The organism is Saccharophagus degradans 2-40, from assembly GCF_000013665.1.
Classification (GTDB): Bacteria; Pseudomonadota; Gammaproteobacteria; order Pseudomonadales; family Cellvibrionaceae; genus Saccharophagus; species Saccharophagus degradans.
On sequence record NC_007912.1, the window covers coordinates 4,586,337 to 4,611,955 of the forward strand.

General features: G+C 45.2%; 18 protein-coding genes. 5 read left to right on the forward strand and 13 right to left on the reverse strand.

Features of this window, described 5'->3' with window-relative positions; translation table 11 throughout:
* A complete protein-coding gene (locus SDE_RS18890) occupies nt 1–450 on the forward strand; it encodes a hypothetical protein (protein ID WP_041324898.1) in 450 nt (149 codons plus the stop codon).
* A 646-nt stretch (nt 451–1,096) separates the two neighbouring features.
* Here the strand turns inward: SDE_RS18890 and SDE_RS18895 are convergent.
* From SDE_RS18895 to SDE_RS18910, 4 genes are all read right to left on the reverse strand, one after another.
* Nucleotides 1,097–1,471, reverse strand: coding sequence for a helix-turn-helix domain-containing protein (locus tag SDE_RS18895; protein WP_011470086.1), 375 nt, complete (start codon nt 1,469–1,471; stop codon nt 1,097–1,099).
* A 274-nt stretch (nt 1,472–1,745) separates the two neighbouring features.
* Nucleotides 1,746–3,743, reverse strand: a complete 1,998-nt coding sequence (locus SDE_RS18900) for a hypothetical protein (RefSeq protein WP_011470087.1) — start codon at nt 3,741–3,743, stop codon at nt 1,746–1,748.
* Nucleotides 3,744–3,818: 75 nt separating this feature from the next.
* Nucleotides 3,819–6,311 (reverse strand): KAP family P-loop NTPase fold protein, encoded by a 2,493-nt coding sequence (locus tag SDE_RS18905; protein ID WP_011470088.1) that lies wholly within the window; start codon nt 6,309–6,311, stop codon nt 3,819–3,821.
* A 181-nt stretch (nt 6,312–6,492) separates the two neighbouring features.
* Nucleotides 6,493–7,371, reverse strand: a complete 879-nt coding sequence (locus SDE_RS18910; RefSeq protein WP_011470089.1) for an AraC family transcriptional regulator — start codon at nt 7,369–7,371, stop codon at nt 6,493–6,495.
* A 147-nt stretch (nt 7,372–7,518) separates the two neighbouring features.
* Between SDE_RS18910 and SDE_RS18915 the strand changes: the two genes are divergently transcribed.
* Entirely contained in the window at nt 7,519–8,559 is a 1,041-nt protein-coding gene (locus tag SDE_RS18915; RefSeq protein WP_011470090.1) for a methyltransferase domain-containing protein, read from the forward strand.
* 90 nt (nt 8,560–8,649) lie between these two features.
* On the opposite strand, the gene SDE_RS18920 is transcribed toward SDE_RS18915, so the two are convergent.
* The 3 genes from SDE_RS18920 to nudE all read right to left on the reverse strand — a co-directional run bounded on the left by SDE_RS18920 (nt 8,650) and on the right by nudE (nt 10,927).
* Nucleotides 8,650–8,868, reverse strand: a complete 219-nt coding sequence (locus tag SDE_RS18920) for a hypothetical protein (RefSeq protein ID WP_011470091.1) — start codon at nt 8,866–8,868, stop codon at nt 8,650–8,652.
* 665 nt (nt 8,869–9,533) lie between these two features.
* Nucleotides 9,534–10,349, reverse strand: a complete 816-nt coding sequence (cysQ, locus tag SDE_RS18925; RefSeq protein ID WP_011470092.1) for a 3'(2'),5'-bisphosphate nucleotidase CysQ — start codon at nt 10,347–10,349, stop codon at nt 9,534–9,536.
* Between the two features lie 29 nt (nt 10,350–10,378).
* Nucleotides 10,379–10,927, reverse strand: a complete 549-nt coding sequence (nudE, locus tag SDE_RS18930) for an ADP compounds hydrolase NudE (protein ID WP_011470093.1) — start codon at nt 10,925–10,927, stop codon at nt 10,379–10,381.
* Between the two features lie 213 nt (nt 10,928–11,140).
* On the opposite strand from nudE, the gene yrfG reads away from it, so the two are divergent.
* From yrfG to hslO, 3 genes are all read left to right on the forward strand, one after another.
* Nucleotides 11,141–11,809 carry a GMP/IMP nucleotidase gene (gene yrfG, locus SDE_RS18935; protein WP_011470094.1) on the forward strand — a complete coding sequence of 223 codons (669 nt, stop codon included), beginning with the start codon at nt 11,141–11,143 and terminating at the stop codon, nt 11,807–11,809.
* A 19-nt stretch (nt 11,810–11,828) separates the two neighbouring features.
* Nucleotides 11,829–12,215 (forward strand): RNA-binding S4 domain-containing protein, encoded by a 387-nt coding sequence (locus SDE_RS18940; protein ID WP_011470095.1) that lies wholly within the window; start codon nt 11,829–11,831, stop codon nt 12,213–12,215.
* Between the two features lie 94 nt (nt 12,216–12,309).
* Nucleotides 12,310–13,203 (forward strand): Hsp33 family molecular chaperone HslO, encoded by an 894-nt coding sequence (gene hslO / locus SDE_RS18945; RefSeq protein WP_011470096.1) that lies wholly within the window; start codon nt 12,310–12,312, stop codon nt 13,201–13,203.
* Nucleotides 13,204–13,331: 128 nt separating this feature from the next.
* Here the strand turns inward: hslO and SDE_RS18950 are convergent, their stop codons facing one another.
* The 6 genes from SDE_RS18950 to SDE_RS18975 all read right to left on the reverse strand — a co-directional run bounded on the left by SDE_RS18950 (nt 13,332) and on the right by SDE_RS18975 (nt 25,601).
* The gene (locus tag SDE_RS18950; protein ID WP_011470097.1) at nt 13,332–13,814 is read right to left on the reverse strand and encodes a chemotaxis protein CheW; all 483 of its coding nucleotides are present in this window, start codon (nt 13,812–13,814) and stop codon (nt 13,332–13,334) included.
* A 43-nt stretch (nt 13,815–13,857) separates the two neighbouring features.
* Entirely contained in the window at nt 13,858–14,799 is a 942-nt protein-coding gene (locus tag SDE_RS18955) for a chemotaxis protein CheB (protein ID WP_011470098.1), read from the reverse strand.
* Between the two features lie 11 nt (nt 14,800–14,810).
* Nucleotides 14,811–21,821 (reverse strand): Hpt domain-containing protein, encoded by a 7,011-nt coding sequence (locus SDE_RS18960; protein ID WP_011470099.1) that lies wholly within the window; start codon nt 21,819–21,821, stop codon nt 14,811–14,813.
* Between the two features lie 21 nt (nt 21,822–21,842).
* Nucleotides 21,843–22,691: a CheR family methyltransferase gene (locus SDE_RS18965; protein ID WP_011470100.1), complete on the reverse strand. Its 849-nt coding sequence runs from the start codon at nt 22,689–22,691 to the stop codon at nt 21,843–21,845.
* A 24-nt stretch (nt 22,692–22,715) separates the two neighbouring features.
* On the reverse strand, nt 22,716–24,911 hold the full coding sequence (locus SDE_RS18970) for a methyl-accepting chemotaxis protein (protein WP_011470101.1): 2,196 nt from the start codon (nt 24,909–24,911) through the stop codon (nt 22,716–22,718).
* Nucleotides 24,912–25,061: 150 nt separating this feature from the next.
* Nucleotides 25,062–25,601, reverse strand: a complete 540-nt coding sequence (locus tag SDE_RS18975) for a chemotaxis protein CheW (RefSeq protein ID WP_011470102.1) — start codon at nt 25,599–25,601, stop codon at nt 25,062–25,064.
* Nucleotides 25,602–25,619: the final 18 nt, after the last annotated feature.

Here is a 25,619-nt window from a genome sequence, read left to right on the forward strand (position 1 = left end):
ATGAAAAGTAAATTTTATTTTATCTTGTGCGTACATATAATTTTTATTTGGTCAATGCAAGCGCATGCTAATAAATACGTGCAGCTAAATAATTGCCAATTTGAGCTGCCCGCGGAATTTGAAAAAGTATCCAAAAATGGTACTGAAATGTTTTTAAGAAAGAGGCCTTACGCTAGAATAATAATCACATCTCAATTAAGGATTCCTATCAGTTCAAAGGAGCAAAGTAAAGCTGCAGATACGGAGTTGGGCCGAATTTTGTTATTTGAAGGTGAGTTAGCAGGGATGAATGTTCGACTCACCGATATTGAGGATCTTACTTTTTCTCCTATTTGGTTTGTAGATACAAATAGTGGGGATGAATATCTAATAACTGCTGGGCTATCTTTAACAGAAATTGAGACCCTAATACGAACTAGAAGCTGCACAAGAACCGGCAATAATAATTAGAATAATCAAGACAGTCACTAGTTAAATAAATTTCTCAAATTTCAGGAAGTGTCTATTTGGGAACTCGAAATAGTACGAATAATCAAGACAGGCACTAGTTAAAGAAATTAAATTAGCGCCTGTTTTTATTTTCGTTTGTTTTTTCTTTTGTTTGATTTTAAATGATGAATGTCCAATACCCTTGAATACAAGCTGTTTTATCAAATTTAAGGCGAGCGAAACTTAAGAGGGTATTGAAAAAAAGAAGTTGGAACTGTGTTTAAGCGAATAGAGATTTCGCGTTAGCGATGCCAGGTGGCTTTTTATAGCCAAGTAACTCGGCAGCAATTCTAATTTTGCTTTCGCTGCCAGCAAAAGTAGATGTTTTTCTCTCGAATTGTGCAGTTAATGTAAGCCATTCGTTGGCCTCTATGCCTTTCCTTTTTTAGCTAAGCAACAACCAATATTACGACAGTATTGTTAAAGAAATAGAGTGGACAAAACACGCTGACCACGGCCAGTGCAGCCTTCAATTAATAGAAAGTAAAATAAATAATTTTCACTTCGAAACAGCACAGCTCTAGACTTAACCCACCAGCCTTTTAATGGAGTACTACATTTGGACTCGGTAACTAAAACAGCAATACAATAGTAAAACTACTTCCCCCTAATTCCGCGCCCCACGCCTAACCTCACCTGCGGTTTGTTTAAATTCGCTTTTAAATGCGCGCGAGAAGGCGGCTTCGGATTGGTAGCCAATTTTATCGGCTACTATTGCTACGGGTTCGCCATCGGCTAGTAGGTGCCACGCGAGTTGCATGCGCCACCAGGTGAGATATTGCATTGGGGTCCAGCCGCTTAGTTCTTTAAAGGCGGTTGCGAATGCTGTGCGCGACATGGCTGCTTGCTGCGCCAGCGCTTCTAGGCTCCAACTTTTTGCTGGGTGGTCGTGCATGGCTTGGATGGCAGCAGAAAGCCGCGGGTGGGCGTAGAGTGCAAGTAGGCCGGTTTGTACCGTGCTGTCTCCTATGCAGTTTGCCATTGCAGCTAAAACTCTGACACCCACTCTAAATATTGCATTCCGCCGCTCGTAAAACTAGCGAAGAACAAAAGACTATAATATGGTGCATGCCCTATGTATTGCGATCAAACTGATACAAATTCGTTTCCTCAACGAGTGCGTGTCTCATTTTTTTACTAAAACATAAGCCAAGCTCATGGGAATATAAAAACAGGCAATAGTAAAATTTCCTTAACTAAGGCCTGTCTTATTTTTTCTCCTTGTGCAAAGAATGACTGCCTGAGTTTTAGTCTTTCTAGTCATATCGAATGTCTATTCTTTGAAGCTCTTCAATTTCATTTCCTTTTCTTACACCTTCAATAACCTCAAACTTTAGCAAAGAAAATATCCTATTTTCCCAAAAAATAGCTCTTGATAAGAAATCCCAACTTAAGCATGATCCGTCGCAAGGACTTAAATTCCACTTTATCTCTTCTTTACCTTCTACATTTGCCATTAAATTTAAATTGAGATCTGGGCTTATCCATATATAACTCATATTGGTGATATCGTCTTTCTCGAACGTAATCCCTTCAATAGAGTAGCTTTCATCTTCACGGGCAGTTCTAGCGACAGTTAGAATACTTCCATTCTTATTTGTTAAGTAGTTTCCTGCCTTGATTATTGTTCGTCGCTCTGACTCTCCAATATACTTTGGAAAAATCAGCTCATCATGCTTACCCCAATCAGATCCTAGCTTTACAGTTAAAATAAAATTCGTCTCAGTTTGATTGTTGTATGCGAAAACAGCAATACCTTGTCCTAAAGGATATAGCTGTATAAAATTGGCGTTAATTACTGTAGATCGTATTTCAGTTGGATTTTCAATACTCGTAACTTTTAGCGATGACTGTGTACGGCCTATATAGCTTGAAAAAAACACATAGTTATCATGAAAAATGGCTATCTTGTTACCGTGATGGTCATACGATAACCTAGAGTAATGTTCGGTAGGTAGCTCTATTATTTTTTCTGGCTCGAATAACTTGCGAGGTATTGAGATAAACCTAGATTCCCCAGGGGAATTATTATAGAAATCTACACGAAGACGATTTGGATTATATAAAGCAACGAAATATAAGTGCGTATTAGTACCTTTAAAGGCTTCTCCTCCTAAAGGGCTTCCTGTTAGTTTTATCGCTGAAACAGGTTGATCACCTAATGGCATTTGATAAAGCACCGAACGAGTAATTGCAGCGTGACCATATTGACTAGATGCTAGATACCGAATATCTTCTTCTTTTATTTTTGATAAATCTGGTGACCAACGATGACCAGACACCCAAAAATAAGCAGCATCCTGTGTGATATAACTTTCATCTAGGTTCCCCCCCAAAATTGTTTTCCCGCTGCAACGGAACTCTTCTTGGTCAATGCTGCATTCTGCAAGAAAGTGGATGCTTAAGTATTTTCCATCTACTATCGAGCTATATATTTCATTTCTATCGAACAATAATGATCTACTAATTATTGCACCATTTTCATCTACTTTGGTTACTTGTAGATTAAAAACCGAACTTTCATTACCACTTTCAACCGGCAAGTATGGGTTATTTTTATTTATTATAATTAGCTTATTGTCAATGACGCGCTGCGAACTTGCGCTAGAATAGCATTGTATGTACGACACTCGAATAGTTGAACAACGTACCTTTTCTTCTACAAAGTATGTCTTTTTTCTTTTAAAAGACCCATTATCACTAAATTCAACAAACACATACTCACTTTGTTTCTTCGTGTTATTTTTGCCAACTATTATTAATGTGTTGTTGCTGATAAATAACTTATTAAACAGCGTGCCCTGCCCAACTTCTCCCAACTTCAACCTTAAACTATCTGCTTTTTCCAGCTTCTTTTCCACATGAATACTATATAAGTGTCCATGCCTCAGCATGATCAAGTAATCTCCTATTCGCTGAACAATAGCCCCCTTATCCATTGAATCGCTACTACCTCCCCTCTCTCTTGTATCTTCGAGCTCACCTAGAATCTCGTGAACGTAATCTGTTCTACCTCCGAAAACTGGATTATCTTCAATGAAAATGTCGGTTGCTTTTAATTTCTCTAAATATAACTGATGAGCCAAACTATTAATTTTATATATTATAGATTGAGCTTTCTCAGCCTGCTCGATTGCCACCTCTTCACTTTCGAATCGTTTAAGACTTGTAGTTGTATCTGGATTGGCATAAGCCAAACCACAGCCAGCAAAAACCAATAAAGTAAGACGAATTAATAAATATTTTGTATTCATATGTATGTCCTTATTAAATACACTCATCGCTTTAATTACAGCCTATTTAGCAAGTACTTCTTTTGCGAATTCAAGCTAGCAATAGGGGAGAACAAACTGGCTAGCCTTTGCAAGAATTTCTTCTCGTTTAGCTCCATTAATTTCTCCATGAAAGATTTTAATGACCTCTTCTAGGTCCGAATCGCCATCTACTGAAGGCAGTCTTACAGTAGGCCCATCACATAAATATTTCCAAAGCTCTGATCTCACTTTACTGCTCGACTCGCTATTCACTTTTTCGACAAGCATCAAAGCCAATAGAGCTAAATTTGTGTGGGCACCGTCGTCTTTCGGCCCTATCTGCTCCCCAGGATAGATGTTAATCATCATGTGATAACTATTGTACAATCTCTTTATCTGGCGTGGATTATTGATACCCAACTTAATAGCCCAATCAGCTAGGCTGCGCTGAATATCTCTATCCACGAACTCAACCTCAGAAGACTTTTCTTCCAACTTCTTGCTCTCATTCTTTTGTTTATCCTTTTCACTCCTCTTTTGGCTAGCACCAGATTGGTCCTGTTCGGCTTCTGGCTGTACATTGGTCTCTTTTGCCCTACCATTTGCGCTTATTGACTGGCTGTTCAAAGTTTCTGCTGCACTTTCTTCTATTAAATGCGCAATATACGCCTTAACATTATCGCTCGACAAAGGTGGCAAACAAATTGAATAATTAATTATTTTCCCCAAATAATCTCTTGCAATACTTCTAGCGCAACCTAACTCATGATAGCTCTCTATTGATTGATAATTTTCTGACAATGCAGATAGTGCTATCCTATGATCCATTGAAATAATTACTATAACATTCGGTATATCCATCACCAGCTTTATAGCTTCAAATACTTTCACAATACAATCTGGTTCACAACGATCAAGATCATCAACAATGACCACCATTCGCCTAGTATATTTTTCGCGCGCTCCTGCTCCTAACTGTATACCGCATAGTATTTTAAGATCTTGACTCATCTGAGGCACATCGCCAATATCCTTAGCATAACTTGGCAATTCCAAATAAGTGCGAAGCTCAGAAGTATACAGCTGAGCCAATACTTTTCGGTGAGGAAGCAGGCTAATTACTGATACAAGCACACCAATTGACGCCTCTACTGCCGCCAAATAATTTACATCGGAAGGGTTTATAAGTCTCCAGTCCTTAAAAAAGCTAGCGATAAAATCGGATAGTCCAGAATATACAAATGGTGCACTTAGGACTACCACTATAGATGTAGCCATAAGTTTTAAAATGGATTTTCTTCGAGTAAACTTAATAGCTAAAATAAAACGACAAACAAGATTAGTAAATACACCTCTTATCTCCACAACAAAGCCAAAAACCTTTTCAATAGAGATCATAAACCAATTCCTTTCTGCGTGATCTTCATTAGCATATTCACGATAATACTTAGTAGTTAGTGTCTTAACAATCTCATGCGCCATCGCTGCTCTGACACTCTCAGCTCCCTGATAAGCCCATGCATTAAAGTTCGCGATATAACATTTATTTTTATCAGTGCTATTATTTCTTAAGTTTTTGCTAAGTAGACTTAATAAACCCGTTTTTCCGTCTCCCCACCTGGCGAACAGACCAATACAGATATTCCAGTCATTACGCTTATTCTTTATTATTTTGGCCAATGCTGAAACATACCTATCTCTAGCTAAACTATCTTTTATCACTTCCTTATTTTCTGCCGAAACATAGGAGGTCGCACTGATCATCCTTGCCAACGCTTCTCCATCCACCAACGATTTGTATAAACCTTTATCGCTACTTGAGAATACAGACGATCCACTCTCCTCGAGTTTCAACTCAAGATCCTCAAAAGTAGTCACGAAATTAGATCGCCAATGAATAAAGTCAGGGTTATCCAAATCACCGACATCCCAAAGAGGAGCTCGCTGTAGTTCATCCCCTCCTTTTTGTCTAACTAGATCGATATCCCTCTGAATTTTTTCGAAACAGCATGCATCGAAAGGTCCACTAACAATTCCATCAACGTTTTTTATAAAACAGGTATCGTCTTCTATCAAAGATGATTTTTGATAATTTGGATCACTACTAAATCGCGTCAATTTAACCACTTGCTCAGCTAATCTAAAAACAAAATGAGACAGACCATTCGTATCTTCATGCGCGGTATCAGACTCCATAGCAATGGCAGACAAACGGTCTAAATCAATAACAGAAGATTCCGACGCTTCGCTCGATAAGACATCTAAGATACTCTTTACAATATATTGAATACCTATATAGAATCTTTCATCATCTGTTAGTTTTTTAAAATCATGAAGGCTGTACCCTAAAATTCGCTCTCCTTTATCTTCATTTTCTGAACTATTCGAAACGCTTTCCCAGCGCTCAATTCCAGATACTGTCCAACATTTTGAATTTCTGACAACGGCACCAACAATAATTAGCATCCGCAGCAAAAACCTTGCATACAGCATTGCCTCAAGCCGATCATTCTTCGTTTCTTTTGTTAGCTCTTGGATTTTCTCTCTATATTTCCTATTTGTGTACATGCGCTTTCCTTTTTAGCTAAGCAATAACCAATATTACGACAGTATTGTTAAAGAAATAGACTGGACAAAACACCCTGACCACGGCCAGTGCAGCCTTCAATTAAATAGAAAGTAAAATAAATAATTTTCATTTCGAAACAGCACAGCTCTAGAATTAATCCACTAGTAAAACTAATTCCCCCTAATTCCGCGCCCCACGCCTAACCTCACCTGCGGTTTGTTTAAATTCGCTTTTAAATGCGCGCGAGAAGGCGGCTTCGGATTGGTAGCCAATTTTATCGGCTACTATTGCTACGGGTTCGCCATCGGCTAGTAGGTGCCACGCGAGTTGCATGCGCCACCAGGTGAGATATTGCATTGGGGTCCAGCCGCTTAGTTCTTTAAAGGCGGTTGCGAATGCTGTGCGCGACATGGCTGCTTGCTGCGCCAGCGCTTCTAGGCTCCAACTTTTTGCTGGGTGGTCGTGCATGGCTTGGATGGCAGCAGAAAGCCGCGGGTGGGCGTAGAGTGCAAGTAGGCCGGTTTGTACTGTGCTGTCTTCTATGCAGTTTGCCATTGCGTAGGTAAACATTAATTCACACAAGCGCTGTATAACTACGTCGCCCAGTGGGCCTTGTTGGTAGTGCTCGATTCGCAGCAACTCGGTCAATGGGCTTAACCATGCATTGGCTGAATTATTGCGAATAATAAGTACTTCGGGAATTGCATCTAACAGGTAGCGGCCCGCGCCGTGGTTTAGTTGTACCGATGCGCACAATAAGCCTGTACCCTCTAAGTGCTGTGCTTGCACATAAGGTAAATGTTGCTGCTCGCCGGCAAGTGGGTCTACAGGCATTAAGGTGTGCTCTATTTCTTTAGGAAATAAAACTAAATCGCCAGTGCGCAGCACACAATCTGCTTGCCCCGGTAGCGCCAATAAGCACATACCCTCGGTAACCACGTGAAAGCAGGTGCGACCTACGTGGTGAGCGTTAATTTGCCAGTTACCACAAATTTTTGCATTGTGATAAATATCCACTTTGGCATTTAGTAAACGTATAAAACCGGCGCTTGCTGTCATAACGTCCTTTCTTTGAATAAAACAATGTATGCTCTAACTTAATATACTAAAGCTGAACGCAAGAGCAGCTTTTTAGCATATAACCTACTTTAGAGTACAGCTTAACGGCCTTAGAATGGCTACCCACTGTTATAAAATGGAAGCAATATGAAAGAGTCAGTTCAAAATTATTACGGTGAGGTGCTCGCCCATTCCGACAATTTACAAACAAATGCTTGCTGCACGGGTGATGCGCCGCCAGCCTATATGCGCGATATTTTGAGCAAGATTCACGACGAAGTAAGTAGCCGTTATTACGGTTGTGGCCTAGTAATGCCAGAAGCATTAAGCGGCGCACGCATTTTGGATTTGGGCAGCGGCGCAGGTAGAGATTGTTATGCATTAAGCGCATTAGTTGGCGAGCAAGGTAGCGTTGTAGGCGTGGATATGACCCCGCAACAACTGGCTATAGCCAATAAACACCGCGACTTTCACGCGCAAGCATTTGGCTTTAATAAACCTAATGTAACGTTTATTGAAGGTGAGCTAGAACATTTAGATAAATTAGATTTAGCCCCTAATAGCTTTGATGTAATTATTTCGAATTGCGTCATTAATTTGTGCACAGATAAAACCGCCGTGCTTAAACATGCATGGCATTTATTAAAAGAAGGGGGCGAATTTTATTTTTCTGATGTGTATGCAGACAGACGCATACCCACTAACTTAAGCCAAGACCCAATACTTTATGGCGAATGCTTAAGTGGTGCATATTATTGGAACGATTTTATTAACGCGGCTAAAACAGCGGGTTTTATCGACCCTCGCCTAGTAGAGAGCAGCCCCATAACCATAGAAAATGAACAGCTAGAACAACGCGTAGGCAATATTAAATTTTATTCTGCTACTTACCGTTTATTTAAATTGGCTGGGCTCGAGCCTGCCTGCGAAGATTACGGTCAGGCCGTAATTTATAATGGCGGCATTGCACACCACCCCGATAGCTTTTCTTTAGATGGGCATCACATAATTGAAAAGGGGCGGATATTCCCAGTGTGCGGCAACACATTTCGCATGTTAAACGAATCTCGATTCAAGCAATATTTTACGTTTATAGGTAACTTCGACAATCACTTTGGTATTTTTCCGGGCTGTGGTACGGCAATACCCTTTGCGGATGAGTTAAGTGCGGCGGCGAATTGTTGTTAATAAGTAGAAGGGTATAGCTAGATATTTATAGGATTGGTATGAAGGTAGGTAGCTGCTTGCCCCGCAGAGCAAACAGCTAATTTTGATTTTTTACTCGGCATCCCAAGGGAGACTTTCGAGTAACTCTTGGCGAGAAAAAATCATTTCTTCGTAAGTGCGCAGTGTAATCATATCGAGTAAATCGTCACGCATGCGTAAACGCGCCAACTGGCGTTCTAAGCATTCAATTTCTCTGGCTAACTGCGCTTTCATTCTTATAACGTCGGTTCTTTGTGTGGGTGCGAGTAAAGCTTGCTGAGCTTGGTTCATTTTCCTTTTCCCGTGTTGTGCTCGTCTCATTTAGCTTTGTTAATTGGTTCTTTTTTGGAACCTTATACTTTTTTGCTGTGAGTGAGGTGTTTTTGTAAGGTTAAGGCCATTCGGATTACGACTTAGCTATCCTTTCAACTCTTGTTTAACTCTCATCTATTTTTCGCTTAACGCTAATCAACTCCTAATCCATCATGTAATTCAATCCTTCGAGTTTCTTGCATTACAGCTTTTTGCTTTTGGTCATACAGGTTTGGTTTTTAGCTTCTGTCATTGTATCTGTGTGTAGCGCATTCCTTTTTTCTAAATGGGAAAATAAGCATAGCTAAATTTGATATTTAGCGCGCTAACTAGTTGGCAAAAAAATCGACATCGGTTGAAATATGCGTCATTTTTTACTCATAAAAAATATTCCTGTAATTATAAAATTTTAAATTTATCGCATTTTACGTTTATTACCACTAATGGGCGTAAAACGTGTATTTACCAAAAATTAATCGCTATATAGGACTTATTTTTAGCGGTGTAAAAAACGTAATAAAATCGACACAGATTTGAGAAGGGAAAGCGATAAAGGAAATAGCGGTAGCGGACGAGCATTTCTTTTTGCTATATGCATTTATTGCATACTTTGTCCGCGCGCTTTATGCGTTTGTAACGTAGTTTTATTTAAGCAGTGCCAACCAATCAAATTGTTGGTCGCCTATTACATAAAAATAGCCGTTTAGCAGCTCGGGTTTGGCGTTGTATTGCATGGGTTTAAATTGATCATCTAGCACTACACCACCGGCTTGCTCCACAACAGCTTGCGAGGCGGCGGTATCCCATTCGCAGGTAGGTGCTAAGCGCGGGTAAATGTCGGCTTTACCCTCAGCCACTAAACACAACTTTAACGAGCTGCCCATACTTGTTAATTGGGGTTCGCCATACTTGCTGGTTATAGTTTCTAGTAAGCGATCTACTTCTTCTGCGCCATGCCGGCGGCTGGCTACAATATTCAATGTTTGCTTGCCCTGTGTAAGTTTTTTTACACGCAGTGGCGTTTTGCCTTTAGCATCTATTTTAAACGCGCCAATGCCTTCTGCCCCTGTGTAACACACATCTAACACCGGCGCGTATACAACGCCAAGCACAGCTTTATTATTTTGAATAAGTGCGATGTTTACAGTGAACTCGCCTTTGCGATTAATAAATTCTTTGGTGCCATCTAACGGGTCTATTAACCAATACTGTTGCCATTGGCTGCGCACCTCAAAGGACGGTACGTCGTCTTCTTCCGATAACACAGGAATGTTAGGCGTAAGCGCGGCTAGGCCTTCGGCAATAATATTGTGGCTTTGAATATCTGCTTGAGTGAGTGGGCTGCAATCGTCTTTATGCTCTACATCCCACAATTCTGGCTTTTTATAAACCGCAAGCGTGGCTTCACCCGCTTGTTTGGCAAGCTGTTCGATACTAGGTAGTAAGGTTGCTAAATTCATGAATCGCTCTTTTACGGTTTATAGGGGGTTTATTTGAGGTCTTGAAGATACTGCCTTGCTAGAAGTAACGCAGCAATGGATCGCGCCTCGGTGAGGTCGTCTCGAGCTATCCATTGCTCTAACTCGCTTAATTTTGCGGGCACCACATCTAGCGGCTCTGGCTCGTCGCCCTCTAGCCGCTCTGGATATAAATTGCGCGCCAGCACTATTTGGGTTTTGTGCTGCATGTAATTGGGGCTTTGGCTTAGGCATTTCATTAGTTGTAAATCTTTCGCGCCGTAACCCACTTCTTCTTTTAATTCTCTGTTGGCAGCTTCCATATGGGTTTCGCCTGCATCTACTTTACCCTTGGGTAAGCCCAGCTCGTAGCCCTCTACCCCTACACCGTATTCGCGAATTAGCAGTACTGTGTCGTTATCTAGCATAGGCACAATAATTACTGCTGCGGTTTTACCCCCAGCCAAGCGCTCGTAGGTGCGCTGTTCGCCGTTGCTAAACTGTAATTGCAATTGCTCTACACGGAATAATTTACTCTGCGCTACCTGCTGGCACTGCAGTATTTTGGGAAGAGAAGGCATAGCTTTTCCAATAATTAAAATAGAGATTAGAAGCAGTGGGTATAATAACGCAGTGCAGAGTGGGTTAGTATTAAGGGCACTCTTTTAAATACTCCTTTAAATACCCGTATATATCCCCTTCTAACTAACAGGGTAACTGCCCGCTAGTGAGTATTGATCAGAAATACCTTAACCTGCGTATACAGGTTACACCAACATAGGCAATATTGAGCAATGATTGACTGGAATAACATTGATACCGTGCTGCTAGACATGGATGGCACGTTATTAGATTTGCACTACGATAATTACTTTTGGCTAACTCACCTGCCACAGCGTTATGCGCAAATACATAACACCACACTCGAAGCTGCAACGGCATCGCTTACCGAGATGATTGAATCGCGTGTAGGTACGTTGCAGTGGTACTGTTTGGATCATTGGTCTGAACTAGTAAACATGGATATTCCCGCGTTAAAACGCGAAATACAGCATAAAATAGCCGTTCGCCCCTACACAGAGCAGTTTTTACAAGCTTTGCGCGCTATGGGCAAAAAGGTAGTGCTTATTACCAATGCCCACCCCAAGGGGTTGGATTTAAAACTTGAAGTAAGCCAGATAGACAGATGGCTGGATATTGTTATCTCATCCCACGAATTTAAAACCCCCAAAGAAGATGCGGCTTTTTGGCAGCAGCTAAGCCAACGCGAGGCGTTCGACCCCAAGCGCACACTGTTTATAGACGACACGGTACGCATATTAAAAAGCGCTGAAGACTTTGGCATAGCGCACTTGGTGTGCATAAACCAGCCCGACAGCCAAAAGCCTATAGTGCGCTCGAACACATATACCGACATTGTTCACTTCGATGAGATAATGCCGCAGCTTAATAGCGAAAAATAACTCTGGCACAGAGGCAAAGATGGATAAGGTACGTATAGACAAGTGGCTTTGGGCCGCCCGTTTTTTTAAAACCCGCAACTTGGCAAAGTCTGCCATTGATGGCGGTAAAATACATATAAACGGCAGCCGGGTTAAGCCAAGCAAAGAGGTAGAAGTTGGCAACAAATTGTTAATACGCGTTGGCTGGGATGAGATGGAAGTGTTGGTAACCGCCCTCTCGGATAAACGCCGCGGTGCACCCGAAGCCGCCAAACTGTACCAAGAAACACAGCAGAGCATAGATAAGCGCACCACCTACGCCGAGCAGCGCAAAGCCATTGGCCAAAGCCAGCTACAACCAGCAACCAAGCCCAACACCAAAGAGCGCCGCCAATTGCAGCGTGTTAAGCGCATTCTAAGCGAATAATTGTTTTTTTAGCCCCAGTGCCATTGAGCCACGCGGGCACAGCAACGATAATAGCGCCCGCAGTTAATTACACCATTGAGTAGGCACAGGCCCCATGCAGCAAAACAACGACCAAATTCAACGCTTTATATTTGATGCAACCGATATACGCGGTGAAATAGTTACCCTAGACCAAAGTTTTTTGGCGGCCACCAACCACCAACACCTTTCCCCTTGGTGCAAAAGCTTGTTGGGCGAATTCTTAGCTGCAGTTTCGCTATTAAGTGAAACCCTTAAGTTTGATGGCTTACTTACCCTGCAAGCGCGCGGCGATGGCGATATTCCCCTTATTATGGCCGAAACCGATAACCTAGGGCACGTGCGCGGCATAATCAAACCCGCAGCTTCGGCACCTTTAGAAACACTCGACCTAGGCGATGCCGCGCTGCCAGACATTATTGGCAATGGCGTACTGGTAATGACTATCGACCCCAAAATTGGCGATCGCTACCAAGGCATTGTACCGTTAGAAAACGGCACCCTTGCCGAGTGCTTAAGTGATTATTTTGAGCGGTCTGAACAGCTGGCCACTAAGTTTTTATTATTTTCATCGCCAGAAAAATGCGCGGGCATGTTGCTACAGGCTTTGCCCGCACAAAAGGTAAAAGACCAAGCCGAACGCGAAGACAAATGGAACACCGTTGTACAATTGGCCAAAACCGTAAAGCAAGAAGAGCTATTCGAATTGGATCACGCGACTTTGTTGTACCGTTTATTCAACGAGTTAGAGTGCCGGTTATTTGCGGGTAAGACTATTCAATTTAAATGCGGCTGCTCGCGCAAACGCTGCGCAAACGCAATAACATCGCTAGGCAAGCAAGACGCATTAGAGTTAATAGAACAACAGAAAAAAATAGATATAAACTGCGAATTTTGCGGTACCAACTACACCTTTAAACGCAAAGATATAGACACCCTATTCGGCGAAGACAACCAACCCCTACATTAAACAAACACTAATTGTTAGCGGCTAATAGCTAATTAAAAAGCCGCTAACAACTGATACTTAACTGGAATAGTTGAAAAAGAGGTTTGGGTCCCACTGTAAGCTGTGAACAGCTCAACAGTAAACTCTCCCTACTCCCCTATCACTTCCAAGCAACTTGCCTCTAGCGCAGCAATATCTGGAATAACTAACTCTTCTACCCCAACTTTTACTCGCATTAAGTCGAATGAACCGCGGGCTATTTCGTCGTTTTCGGCAATATCTTCTTCGCCAATACGGGCCATACGCGGAATACCCTGAGTAGCCACAGCAATAAAGGGCAAATTAGGGTTAACGCCGGTGTTGTTCAAAACGGCAATACGGCCGAGGGGGTTAAGCGGGTAGCGCGCGCCGCCATTTAATACCTCGTAGGATAACAGCGGCACTTTTTGGTTGCGCCAGTGATAAAAGCCCACAAACCAATCTGGCGTGCCCGCAACCTCTTGTACTGGGGTCATTGGAGCCATTTCAGCAACTGTAACGTTAGGCACCACTAAAGTAGTACCCAATAGCGGTAGTAATAAACAGGGTACGTTAGTTACTTGGTTGCCATTTGATAGCAATTTATCACTCATAATTTTTCTCTGTATTGCTTAGCTGGTGCAAGCCAGCCACAGGCTATTGGCCTACGGCATGCTGGGCAGCCAGCGAATCAAAATACTCCATAAATTGCTGCCCAAGTTTTTCTGGGCTGCCTTCAAAATCTATTTTACCAATGGCTTTTACGCTTTGCGACATTGAATCTACCGTACACGTTAACGGGCTTTGTACCCACACTTGGCCACCCGAACCTTTTAGGTATTGGCAGCTTTTTGCGCCGTCGTCGCCCATACCAGAAAACACAATCACGCCGCTGGTATTGCCGTACACCCGTGCAACTTTTGCCACTATTTGGTTAACCGAAGGCTTGTAGGGGCCGTGCCACGGTTCGCCTTGCGGCATAAGCATATGGCCTTCGGTTACCTCTACTTGTGCATCTGGGCTAATTAAATAAAGGTGCTTTGCCGCAATATGTTTGCCGCTGCTTATAGGCTCTAACTGCCAACCATCGTGCTTGGCGAGCATTCGAATAAGAGAAGTATGAATGCTAGAGTCGATGTGCTGCGCGTAAACTAGGGCGACATTATCTGGCACGCGTGTAACGGCTTTTAAAAAGCGGTTTACCGCCTCCGGCCCACCTGTTGATGCTGCAAGCACCCACACGTATTTTGCCAAAGGCTTAACAGTAGAAGTTGGGTCTTTATCCCAGCCTATGCACTCACTTATTTTGTGAGTGAAGCGTTTTTTTCTGTCGGCGGCCTGCATATGGCCGCCTTCAAAATCTTCAAACACCACCGGCACGCCAGATTCTTCAATTTGCTCGTACACATGCAAAGAAAGATCTGTATTTAAATCTAGGCTAACAATCCAAGCGTCCAAGTGCGGCACGCTAATTAGCGCATCAAAATTGCGAGATTGCTCGGCAACCACAACTTCGTGACCGCACTCCACAATAAGTTCTCGCAATTTTGAGAGGTGAATACTGGTGTCCGCCAGCACACCCAACTGGAGTGCTTGCACCTCTACCCCCGCTATTGGTTGTCGTCCCCGCCAATCAATTCAACAATACTTTCGAGCAGTACGTCTTCTTGATATGGCTTACCGAGATACTTGTTAACACCCAAGCTTAAGGCGTGCTCTCTGTGTTTATCCCCGGTACGTGATGTAATCATAATAATGGGGATATCGCGCCAGCGTTGTGAGCTGCGAATATTTTTCGCCACTTCGAAGCCATCCATGCGCGGCATTTCGATATCTAGCAACATCACATCGGGTATTTCATCTTGCAGTACGCGCAAGGCATCCACGCCGTCTTTTGCAGTTATAACGTTAAAGCCTTCGCGCTCTAAGAAACGGGTCGTTACTTTACGTACTGTTACGGAGTCATCCACTACCATAACCGTTTGTACTTCGCGCTCTTTCTCTTGCACTGGCTCGTGGCCGGTCATTGCAATAGCGGCCGTAGCCAACGCCATTTCTTTACGCACAAGTGCGTGTGGGTCGAGAATAACTACAACGCTACCGTCACCCATTACTGTGGCGCCCGACAAGCCCTGTACCGTACTAAATTGCTGCCCTAAGCTTTTTACCACAATCTCGCGGCTACCTAATAGCGTATCTACTTGCAGTGCCATGGTGTGCTCGGCAGAGCGCACTAATAACACAGGCAGAGGTAGCGATTGCCCATCAAGCTTCGCCCGCATGCCATCAATTAACATGCTGCCCAAGTAACGCACTTGGTAATTTTCGCCGGCGTATTCGAAACGCGCTTCGGGGTTTTGGTAATAGTGCTCTAGCTCGAATGGGCTTACACGCACAATACCTTCAATATTGTTAAGTGGTACGGCAAAGTAATCCGACCCCAAGGCAACCATTAATGCGCGGTTTACCGATACGGTAAATGGCAAGCGCACAAGGAACTCGGTACCCTTACCCCATTCGGAGTTAATAGAAACCGAACCACCCAGCTGTTTAATTTCTGCGTGAACAACATCCATGCCCACACCGCGACCAGAAATTTGGGTCACGCTTTCTGCAGTACTGAAACCAGCATGCAAAATAAACTGCATAATATCGCGATCACTTAGGGTGGCATCATCCACCATTAAGCCGCGCTCAATCGCTTTTTCACGCACGCGTTTTAAATCGATACCGCGGCCATCATCGGCCAAGCGCAGGGTTACATCGCCCCCTTCGCGGCCAAGGGTAAGTACAATGCGGCCGGTTTCAGATTTACCAGCATTCGCGCGTACATCTGGCATTTCAATACCATGGTCCACCGCGTTGCGCAACATGTGCTCTAGCGGCGCTACCATGCGCTCCAATACAGACCGATCCAATTCACCTTCTATGTTGTCTAACTCGAAGGTAACACTCTTACCTAATTCGCTAGATACTTGACGCACAATACGGCGCAAGCGCGGTACAAGGCGCGAGAATGGCACCATGCGTGAGCGCATGAGGCCTTCTTGTAGTGTTGAGTTAATACGCGACTGTTGCAGCAATAGGGTTTCTGTATCGCGCACTTTGTCGGTAAGCGTTGAGCGCAAATCGGCCAAATCCGAAGCGGATTCGATAAGCGATCGCGACAACTGCTGCAATTGTGAATAGCGGTCCATTTCCAGCGGATCGAAGTTGCGATCAGATTCTGCAATCTGCTCCTGCCGGAAAATAATTTGCGCTTCTGTTTCAATATCTAAACGGCGCAGCTGTTCTTGCAAGCGGTGAATAGTACCGTCGATTTCTTCGAGTGCACCACCAAAGTCGTTTACCTGTTGCTCTAGTCGGCCGCGGCTAATCGAAGTCTCACCTGCGAGGTTTACCAGTTCTTCAAGTAGGTCTGCAGGTACTTTTACAACTTCTTGCGGCCCGCTGCGTTTCATTGCAACCTGCGGCGCAGCTTGTGCACCACCGCTCGCGTGAGGCATTACAAAACCAGAATCTTCTTCTTTGGGTCTGGTTGGAATAAAGCCCGATTCATCTTTAGTTTTTGGTGCAAAAGGTACAACATTACTGCTGCCCGGCTCGCCGTCGTTGGTAGCAGGTGCTTCACTTGTTTGCGCCTGTTTCACCATGGCGATACCAGCTTCGTCTTCTTCGACTAGCTCTACATCACCTAAGGTTGGCTCTTCGGATGCCACCACCTGCGCTGCATCGCCGCGCATAAATTGGTGCAACGCACGCACGCCACGCAGTACTTTATCTTGGTAGCTGTGTAACTGTGCGAAGAAAGCTTCATCGGTAGAATCGAAATCGGTACCGATTATGTAGCTTTCGTATTCGTGGGTAAGCTCACCTAAATTATTCATGCCAGACAAACGCGCACCACCTTTCAGGGTGTGCAGGGCACGTTTAATAATTTCTGAAGGCTCGGCATTCGACCAGTCGGATTCCCAGGTGTGAATGGCTTCGTCTAGCTCTTCACAAAGCTCATCGGCCTCTTCTAGGAATACTTCGACAATATCCTCATCGTAGTCTGGGTCTTGTATATCAATGCTATCGAGCAAGCCATCAATTGTTGCCATACCTTCGGCAACAGGGTGCGACGGCTGAGTAGACTCTGCAGCTACAGGTGCTACTGGCTCCTGCGGTTCGAGTGGCGGCTCTGGTAATTCATCAAAATCAGATTCATTAAATTCTGAATCGCTAACATCTGAACCACTACTATCTGAATCATTAGAATCAGAGCATTCTTCAGCTTGTGTCTGTTCGCTCGCTTCGGCGGCAACGTCTGATTTGAACTCGGCTTCTTCGCCGTGCGGCAATTCAAAGTCAACGGTGTCTGTTTGCTCCGCCTCGCTTGCGGGCTCACCTAAACCTTCAACCTCAACAACATCAATATGCTCACCCAGTTCACCGGCCAATTGATGCTCGTCGGTTAATTCTTGGGTGGCAAATGTTTCGTCTGCAGTGGGCGCATCAAAAGCATTGTCGAGCGAACCAAAGGTTTCTTCTGCTTGCTCTGTAGGAGATTCTGTAACGTTATCAAAAGCGTTGTCTTCAAACGTACTTTCATCTTCTAAAGAAATTTCTTCTGATGACTCTTCATCAAAATTAATTTCTAAGTCGTTGGAGTCTTCTTCGTCTATGAGCAGAGGCTCGACAACAAGATCGAGGTAGTCGTCGTCACCTGCACTAATTTCATCTGCATCTTCAGCATCGATTGCAAATGCAAGCGTATCTGATTGATCAGCCGCAGTAGGTGCTTCTTCTTGCGCATTGTCGAACTCAACGGTCTCGCTTGTTTGCTCACCCAGGTCGAAGCTTTCGTTGCTCGCGTCAGCTGCCGCTTCGCCAAAGCTGAATGCTTCTTCACTGGTAGGCTCGCTTAAATCTTGCGGGTTTAGTTGTTCCGCTTGCTCGCCCTGAAGTTCGCTTTGTTGTTCGGCTTCTGTTTCGCTTTCCAGCTCATTTAGCTCAGAGAAATCTTCGATGATAATTTCTTCGCTGCCAAATTCGTCGGCTTGTTCAGTATCAAACTGTGGTGCGTCAGCTCTAGTTGCAGCATTAGCTTCGGCGCTGTGAATAAGACTTTCTATAGCAGCCACAACATATTCTTGCGGCGGCACCATATTTTGGCCAGCGGCAACTGCATCTACCATATCGAGTAGGGCATTGTGCCCGGCTAATAAGGTTTCGAAAAAGCCTTCATCTAACTGTAAATTGTTTTGTTTAATATGGCCGTGCACAGTGCTTAAGCGCTGGCTTAAGCTGGCCATATCTGGCAGGTTGGCTTGCTGCGCGCCCTGCTCTAGGGTGGTTAGCTCGCGAATAACATCGTCGATGCGCTCGAGTTCACCTGGGTTGCTTTGCCATTGCGCCAATAGTTGATCAGCTTCTAAAAGCAGAGTCATTTCTTCGGCCATAAAAATAGATAGCAAGCGTGGGTCTACTTTGTTTACCCCTTGCTTCTCCATTTCTTTAAGGCGAATTAAATGTCCCACAGCCATCTCGCGCAACTCAAACGCACGCGCAAGGAACTGCGGCAATTTAGAAACTTCTATTTCACGACCATTTTCAACCGCTTCGATTGCGCCCGCGGTGTAAGAGCCGGCATCTTTTATCAGCTGTAAAATATCGTCGGTAATAGGTACTTGATAGGTAATAAGCTCTTTAGCAAAGTTTTCTAAAGGCTCAGCCATTTCTGCAATAAGCGTTACCTGCGCCATTTTGGCACTGCCTTTTAAGGTGTGCAGTGCGCGCTGTAGGCTATCGGTAGGTGGAGTATAAATGGGTGCCGCAGCTTCCATTTCGTCCACAAACTGTTGAATAGTGGCTAGATGCGAGCGTGCTTCAGAAGAAAAAATTTCTTTTAATACGCGATCGTCTTCATCGTCGTCTTCATCTTCTTCAACATAGTAAGCAGGTGGCGCCTCGGTTTCCTGTTGCGCATGCTCTTCTTGCGCTGCGCTATCTGTCGCAGCGTCGCTACCCGCTAACTCCTTTACCTCGTCGGGGATACTCCCCTCGGCTAAGGCTGCCCCGTACCCCATATAGGTTTCGGTAAGCGCTTTTTGTGGGTTGGCGGTGCGGTTTTTAAATGCTTCTACCAGCGTTGGTGTTAGCTCGAGCACCAGCTGAATAAAATTGCCGTGCGCTGCAGTATAGGGAACGGTTTTGTCGATAATGCGGTTAAGCATATTTTCTACCGACCAAGCCAATTCACCTACATCGTAGGCTTCTACCATGCGACCACTGCCCTTGAGGGTGTGGAAGGCACGGCGAACAATAACCAGTGAGTCGTTATCGGTAGGGTCGGCACGCCACTTGGGGAAGTACTCTTCTAATGTTTCTAAAACTTCGCCCGCTTCTTCGATAAAAATTTCGATAATTTCTTCATCGATGTCACTCTCTTCTTCGGCGACAGGCTCGTCGTCTACAGAGATCATATCTAATGAAATTGGCGCATCCGCTGGGTCTTGTGCAGGTTGCTGCTCTTCTACACTCGCGCCTGCCGGCTCGGTTTGAGGCGCTTCGTAGCTAGCGGTATCTTGTTGGCCAAAGGCATTATCGCTGCTTGGTTGCTCGCTATAGTCTGCTGTGCTTTCGTCGCTTACGGCACTTACATCGCTAGCTTCGTTTTCAACAGACTCTTGCGGCTCGTCTATTTCGACCTGTGGCAGGTTGGCAAATGCAGAGTCTAAGGTGTTGTCTTCAGGCTCTTGTGCTTCATAAGCAGCTTCTGCGCCTTGGTCGAAGCTTTCTGCAGGCTGTTCTTGCTGCGCGCTCTCTGCTTGCGAACTTGCTTCTTGCCCGCTCTGATCTCGCACTGCGTCTGCCTGCGTATCGGCCGCAAAGCTACCTTCGGCAACAGGCGTTTCAGTTTCGATAACTTGAGATGGCACTACAGGGCGTGACGTTACAGCAAAGCCAAGTGATGCAACACTTTCTTCTGCTATATCTAAAAATTGATCGGCATCGCCGTCTAAATCTACCGATAAGCGCTCGAGATAAAACTCCACACTCGCCATAGCGTCGGCCAGTGCATCAAGCGCTTTCCAGCTAGGTTGTGTTTCGCCGCTTAACAGTGCTTCTTGGATGTAACGATTACAGGCATCCATGATTGCTGCTGGGCGCGGCAGAGGAATCATATCTAAGCCGCCGCGAATATCGTGTAGCAAGCCACCAATATTTTCGAGCTGGGCTACATCCCACTTAGACGAGATGTATTCGACAATTGCGTCTTTCGCTTTTTCTAAGCCGTGGCGACACTCGTTAATAACGGTTGCCTTAGCTTGGTCGATTTCGATTTCGCGCTCGTTGATATCGTTAATATCACGGCTTTTGCCCACCACTTTCGAAATAGCATCGAGCTTGTGCTCTACATCTATTACGCGAGTGGCAACTTGCATTAATTCGTCTTCGTCTAAGCTGTTTTGCTGAGACATTTTTTCGAGCACATCAGCCTGCTCGACTATTTGCTTGCGTAAATCGCCAATGCCTAATACTGCAAGCGTATCGCCAACGCGTTTAACAACGGGCAATACTTCGGCCAAACCTTCTGGGTTACCTTGACCGGTGAGGCAGATATCGAGGATATGTTTTACGGTGTTAAGTTCTTCTTGCAGTGCAACCACAACCGAGCGGATGGCTTCTGGGTCTGGCGCATTTAAGCCATCGCCGTCGCTGCGCACGCCGCCATAACCCGAGTCGAATTCGGCGGTATCTAATTTATATTCTGCGCGAATGCGCGCAACGCGCTCGCTGCCTGCGTCGGCTTTGCCAACGTAGTAAAGTAAATTTTTAAGTAGGTTAACCGGTGGCTTGCGCGCTAAAGATTGCGGCGCTTTTTCACCTAAAATACGCAGCTCTCGCGCCAAAAAGCGCAATAGGCCGCGCACAGCAACGCTTAGCTCTAAATCGTCGCGACGCAGCGCATCCACTAGCGCAGCGGAAATATCCCACGTTGCGTGACAGGTTGTGCCGCGAGTTAACAACTCTAAACGGCCCATCACTTTATCTATGTAAGTGAGGTTTTCGTCTATTTTTATGCCGCGCAATACACTGGCTGCAGAAAACTGGTACATTTCCCGCAGTTTTTTAAGCACTTGAGTAAGCTTGGCTGCATCTTGAGTAACAGGGTGCGGTTTTACAGATTTGCGCTCGGCGGCGCTCATATCTGGCGAGAATAAGTTGGTCTCGCTTAAGAAGCTTTGTTTGCGCACCGCGCGAAGATCGTTCAGCAAAGGCAGCACAACACCTGGGTGATCTTCTTTGTGTATTTTTACGTGATCGAGATAAATAGGAAGCTGCAACATAGAGCGCATAAGCACTTCTTGTGCTTCAGGGGCGCTGGCTACATCGTTATTAATAATGGCCTGTGCAGTGTGCTCCATTTCCTCGGCTAACAGTGAGGCGCCGTGAAACTCCACCATCTGCAAGCTGCCATGCACTTGGTGAATATGGGTCAGGCAAAAGCGCATCCGCGTCGAATCTTTTGGATCTTCGACGTAGGCTTCAAGCGCTTGTCGAGCGTCTTTAAGGGTATCGGAGATTTCTCCAATAACCCATTCTAACGCTGCGAAATTTCGTTTATCTCCCATATTGGAGTCCCAATACCTAAATTATTTGCGGCGGTAAGCCTGCACTTCTTCCACTGGCACACGAACCATGTCCGGGTGCACCCAATCCACTACTTCACCTAAACCCACCACTAAAATGCCGCCTGGCTTAAGGCGATCGACAAACGCATTCATAATTTCATGGCGCAACCAGCGGCGAAAATACACCAGCATGTTTTGACAGAAAATGACGTCCATGCTTATTACTGGCATGTCGGTAATGTTCAAAACGTTGCCGTGATTAAAACAAACGCGGTCTTTTAATTCGGGTTGAATTTGGTAGCGGTTTTTTTCTTGGGGGGAAAAATATCGTTGACGAAAATGCGGCTCTATCATTTCAACTTTGCGCTGCGGATACAGACCAGTACGCGCAATGGTAAGCGCTGCGCGACTAATATCTGTAGCGGTTACACCGTAGTACGGATCGCGCTGTGCGAATTCGAATGTGTCGTTTAACACCATTGCTAACGAATAAGGCTCTTCACCGGAAGAACAACCAACGCTCCACACATCAAAACTACCCTCTAAGGTGTTTTGATTCATTCGGTCGAGTACGGTATCGCGCACAAAGTCGATTGAAGGTTTATGTCTAAAAAAACTGGTTTCTTTTACGACGAGTCGATCAATAAGTACAGACCACTCCATCATACCCGACACGCCATCGGTGACGCGATTGAGGTACTGAGTGTAGTCGCTGTGGCCTAGCTCACGCATACGCATGGTAACTTGCGTTTGCAAGAACACGCGCTGCTGATCGCTCAAGCAGATACCCGCGCGCTCTTCTAGCAGTTTACTCCATTGAGTAAACTGCTTGTCGCTAAGATCCGGCGCTGCCTGTAAAGACCAAATCATCTAAATCAACCGTTTCTAGTAGAGTTACACGCGTGAGTTTTCAGGAACATCATCGGCACTAGGCATAATGACGGTTTCGTCCTCGTTGTAATCAACGTCGGTCGCAAGCGCGTCATCTAGTGACAAATCCATAACCTCTTCATCTTCCAATGTATCCATTTGTAGGTCGGAAGATGCAAAGTGATCGTCTTGGCCCATTTCCAATTCTTCAGGTAGTTTGAAGCCCGATACAGATTCACGTAGCTCCATCGCCATAGAGGCCAAGTTACCAATCGCCTTCGCGGTAGCACCTGTACCTGCAGATGTTTGCGAGGTAATTTCTTGAATCACGTTCATCGTATTAGAAATGTGACCCGCGGATGATGCCTGTTGGCGTGCCGCGTTGGAGATGTTTTGAATCAATTCTGCAAGGTTAGCCGATACCGACTCGATCTCTTCCAGTGCCACACCCGCATCCTGTGCTAGGCGAGCTCCACGTACCACCTCGGCGGTGGTTTGTTCCATCGAGATAACCGCTTCGTTTGTATCGTTCTGAATCGTTTTAACCAGCGCCTCAATCTGCTTGGTTGCTGTAGCAGAACGTTCTGCAAGGCGCTGTACCTCATCCGCTACCACCGCGAAGCCTCGACCGGCGTCACCCGCCATCGATGCCTGAATTGCCGCGTTAAGTGCAAGAATGTTGGTTTGGTCGGCAATGTCGTTAATCAAACTTACGATATCACCAATCTCCTGGGAAGATTCACCCAGTCGTTTAATACGCTTAGAAGTATCTTGAATCTGCTCACGGATAGTATCCATGCCGTGAATGGTGTTCTGTACCACTTTTGCACCGTTGTTTGCGATCGATACCGATCGCTCCGCAACGCCCGCTGATTCGGCGGCGTTTGCAGATACTTGGTCAATGGTTACCGCCATTTCGTTAACAGCAGCAGATGCCCCAGCAATTTCCTGCGCCTGGTGCTCGGAAGCCTCGGCGAGGTGCAATGCAGTTTGCTGTGTATCGGATGATGCCGATGCAACCCGCTCCGACGTTTCGTTAATGCGCGAAACAAGTACACGAAGTTGGTCAATGGTGTAGTTAATAGAGTCAGCAATCGCACCCGTAAAATCTTCGGTTACCGTTGCGGTGGTGGTTAAGTCACCGTCTGCAAGGTCGGCTAGCTCATCCAGTAATCGCAAAATTGCGTTCTGGTTTCGCTCGTTGGTTTCCGCTGTTTCACGCAGGTTGCGTTTAGTTGCTTGGTTTAACTGCCAGAAGATAAGTAACAGCGCTAAACCGGCTACAACCAACACGGCAATTAAGCTTTGGTTGTTGGCGGTACGCGATGCTGGCAAGTTGGCAATCTGATCAGATAGCGAGGTTAAGCTCTCTAGCAGTTGCGGGGTATCGTCGAGAATATTATCCGTGGCCTGACCGGCGCGGAATAATGCAGGAGACGCATCGAAAATTTCTTTTACCGAACCACTTACGAATTCAAACAGTTCTGTAATTTCTTCCAAACTCTGAATGGCGTCTTGGTCGGTTACGCGCGAAATGCTCATGGTAACGTCGCCGGTTTTCATACCGTCCAATACTTTACCGAACAAGCTTGCATCCAAACGGAACTGGTCAGCTGAACGGCCTGGGTCACTACCACCGCGAAGCATTTTATCCACGTTACGACCAATACGCTCTGCACGCCAAGACTGCATTTGTGCCACAGATACCTGATCCGCCGGTGCTTCATTTTCGAGAAGGATTTCCACAATATTGTTGTGTTCGGCCTGAAGCTCTGGGAGCGACTCGTTCAGTGTTGCCGCAACATCGTGAAGGAATACGATAGTGGCTTTGTTTTCGGTTATAACCTGCGCACTTTTTTGCACGCGGTTCCATACACCGTCAAAGGCGGCAATTTGTTCTGCCAACACTACGCGGGTTTGTTGGTCGGTGCCTTTAATTTGCTGCCAGTTGCTATCCATGCTGGACACAACCTTTTGCAGCTCATTAAACGACTCTTCATCACCACCAATCGCATCTCGCGATAATGATGTGAGTCGGTAAGACGATGCCCGCAGCTCACTGGTTATTTGTAGATACTGCTGATCTCGCTCAGTGGCGTTCACAATCTGGAAGAAAATCCAAATTGCTAAGCCAAACGAGGCAATAAGTACTAGAACCAATGCGGCTAATACAGGGTTAGACTTGATCCGAGTAAACAGACCACTGGTATCACTTTTCATACGACGCTCCCACGCGATTGTATGTCACGCGGTGCATTCGCCACCAAGGGCACTTACACCACTACTTTGTATATAATTCGAACTTTAAACGACGATTAAATCGTATTTATAATTGCCAATCGCGCACACAGCGCCTGCATAGCAGGTTAACTATAGCGCAGCATTAATAAATCTTGCATCTGCGGCGAGGTTTGCAACACTAAAAACGTTCCAGCGCTCACCACTATCGTCCTGATAGGTGCCGTCAACAAACGGCGTAAGCTGGGAATCCAGCTCGGCAGTATCCGTACTAAAACTATCCACGTTAAAGTGCTGCATACCAAACGCCCTATCTACAACTAAGCCGCTGTACAGGGTGTCTGTTTCCAACACTAAAACACGGTGATTTTTTTTGTGCCCGGTCATTTTTCCTTCGAAAAAATGCGCCAAATCAAATAGCGGCAGCAGGCGCCCGCGCACATTAGACAACCCAATAACCCAAGGCTGCACGCCGGGTAAACGGGTTGAAGAAGGCAGCTCCATTAACTCTGTCACTTGGCCCATAGGGGCTACAAACTTTTTGCCCATCACAGAAAAACCCACACCACTCCAACGCGGCACGACGTTCATTTGCTCGGGAAGACCCTTGGCCGCGCTGCGGCTAAGGCTTGACAGGTGTACTAACGCCTGAAAGGCGGCGTTCTGACTCATAGGGTATTACCCCGCAAT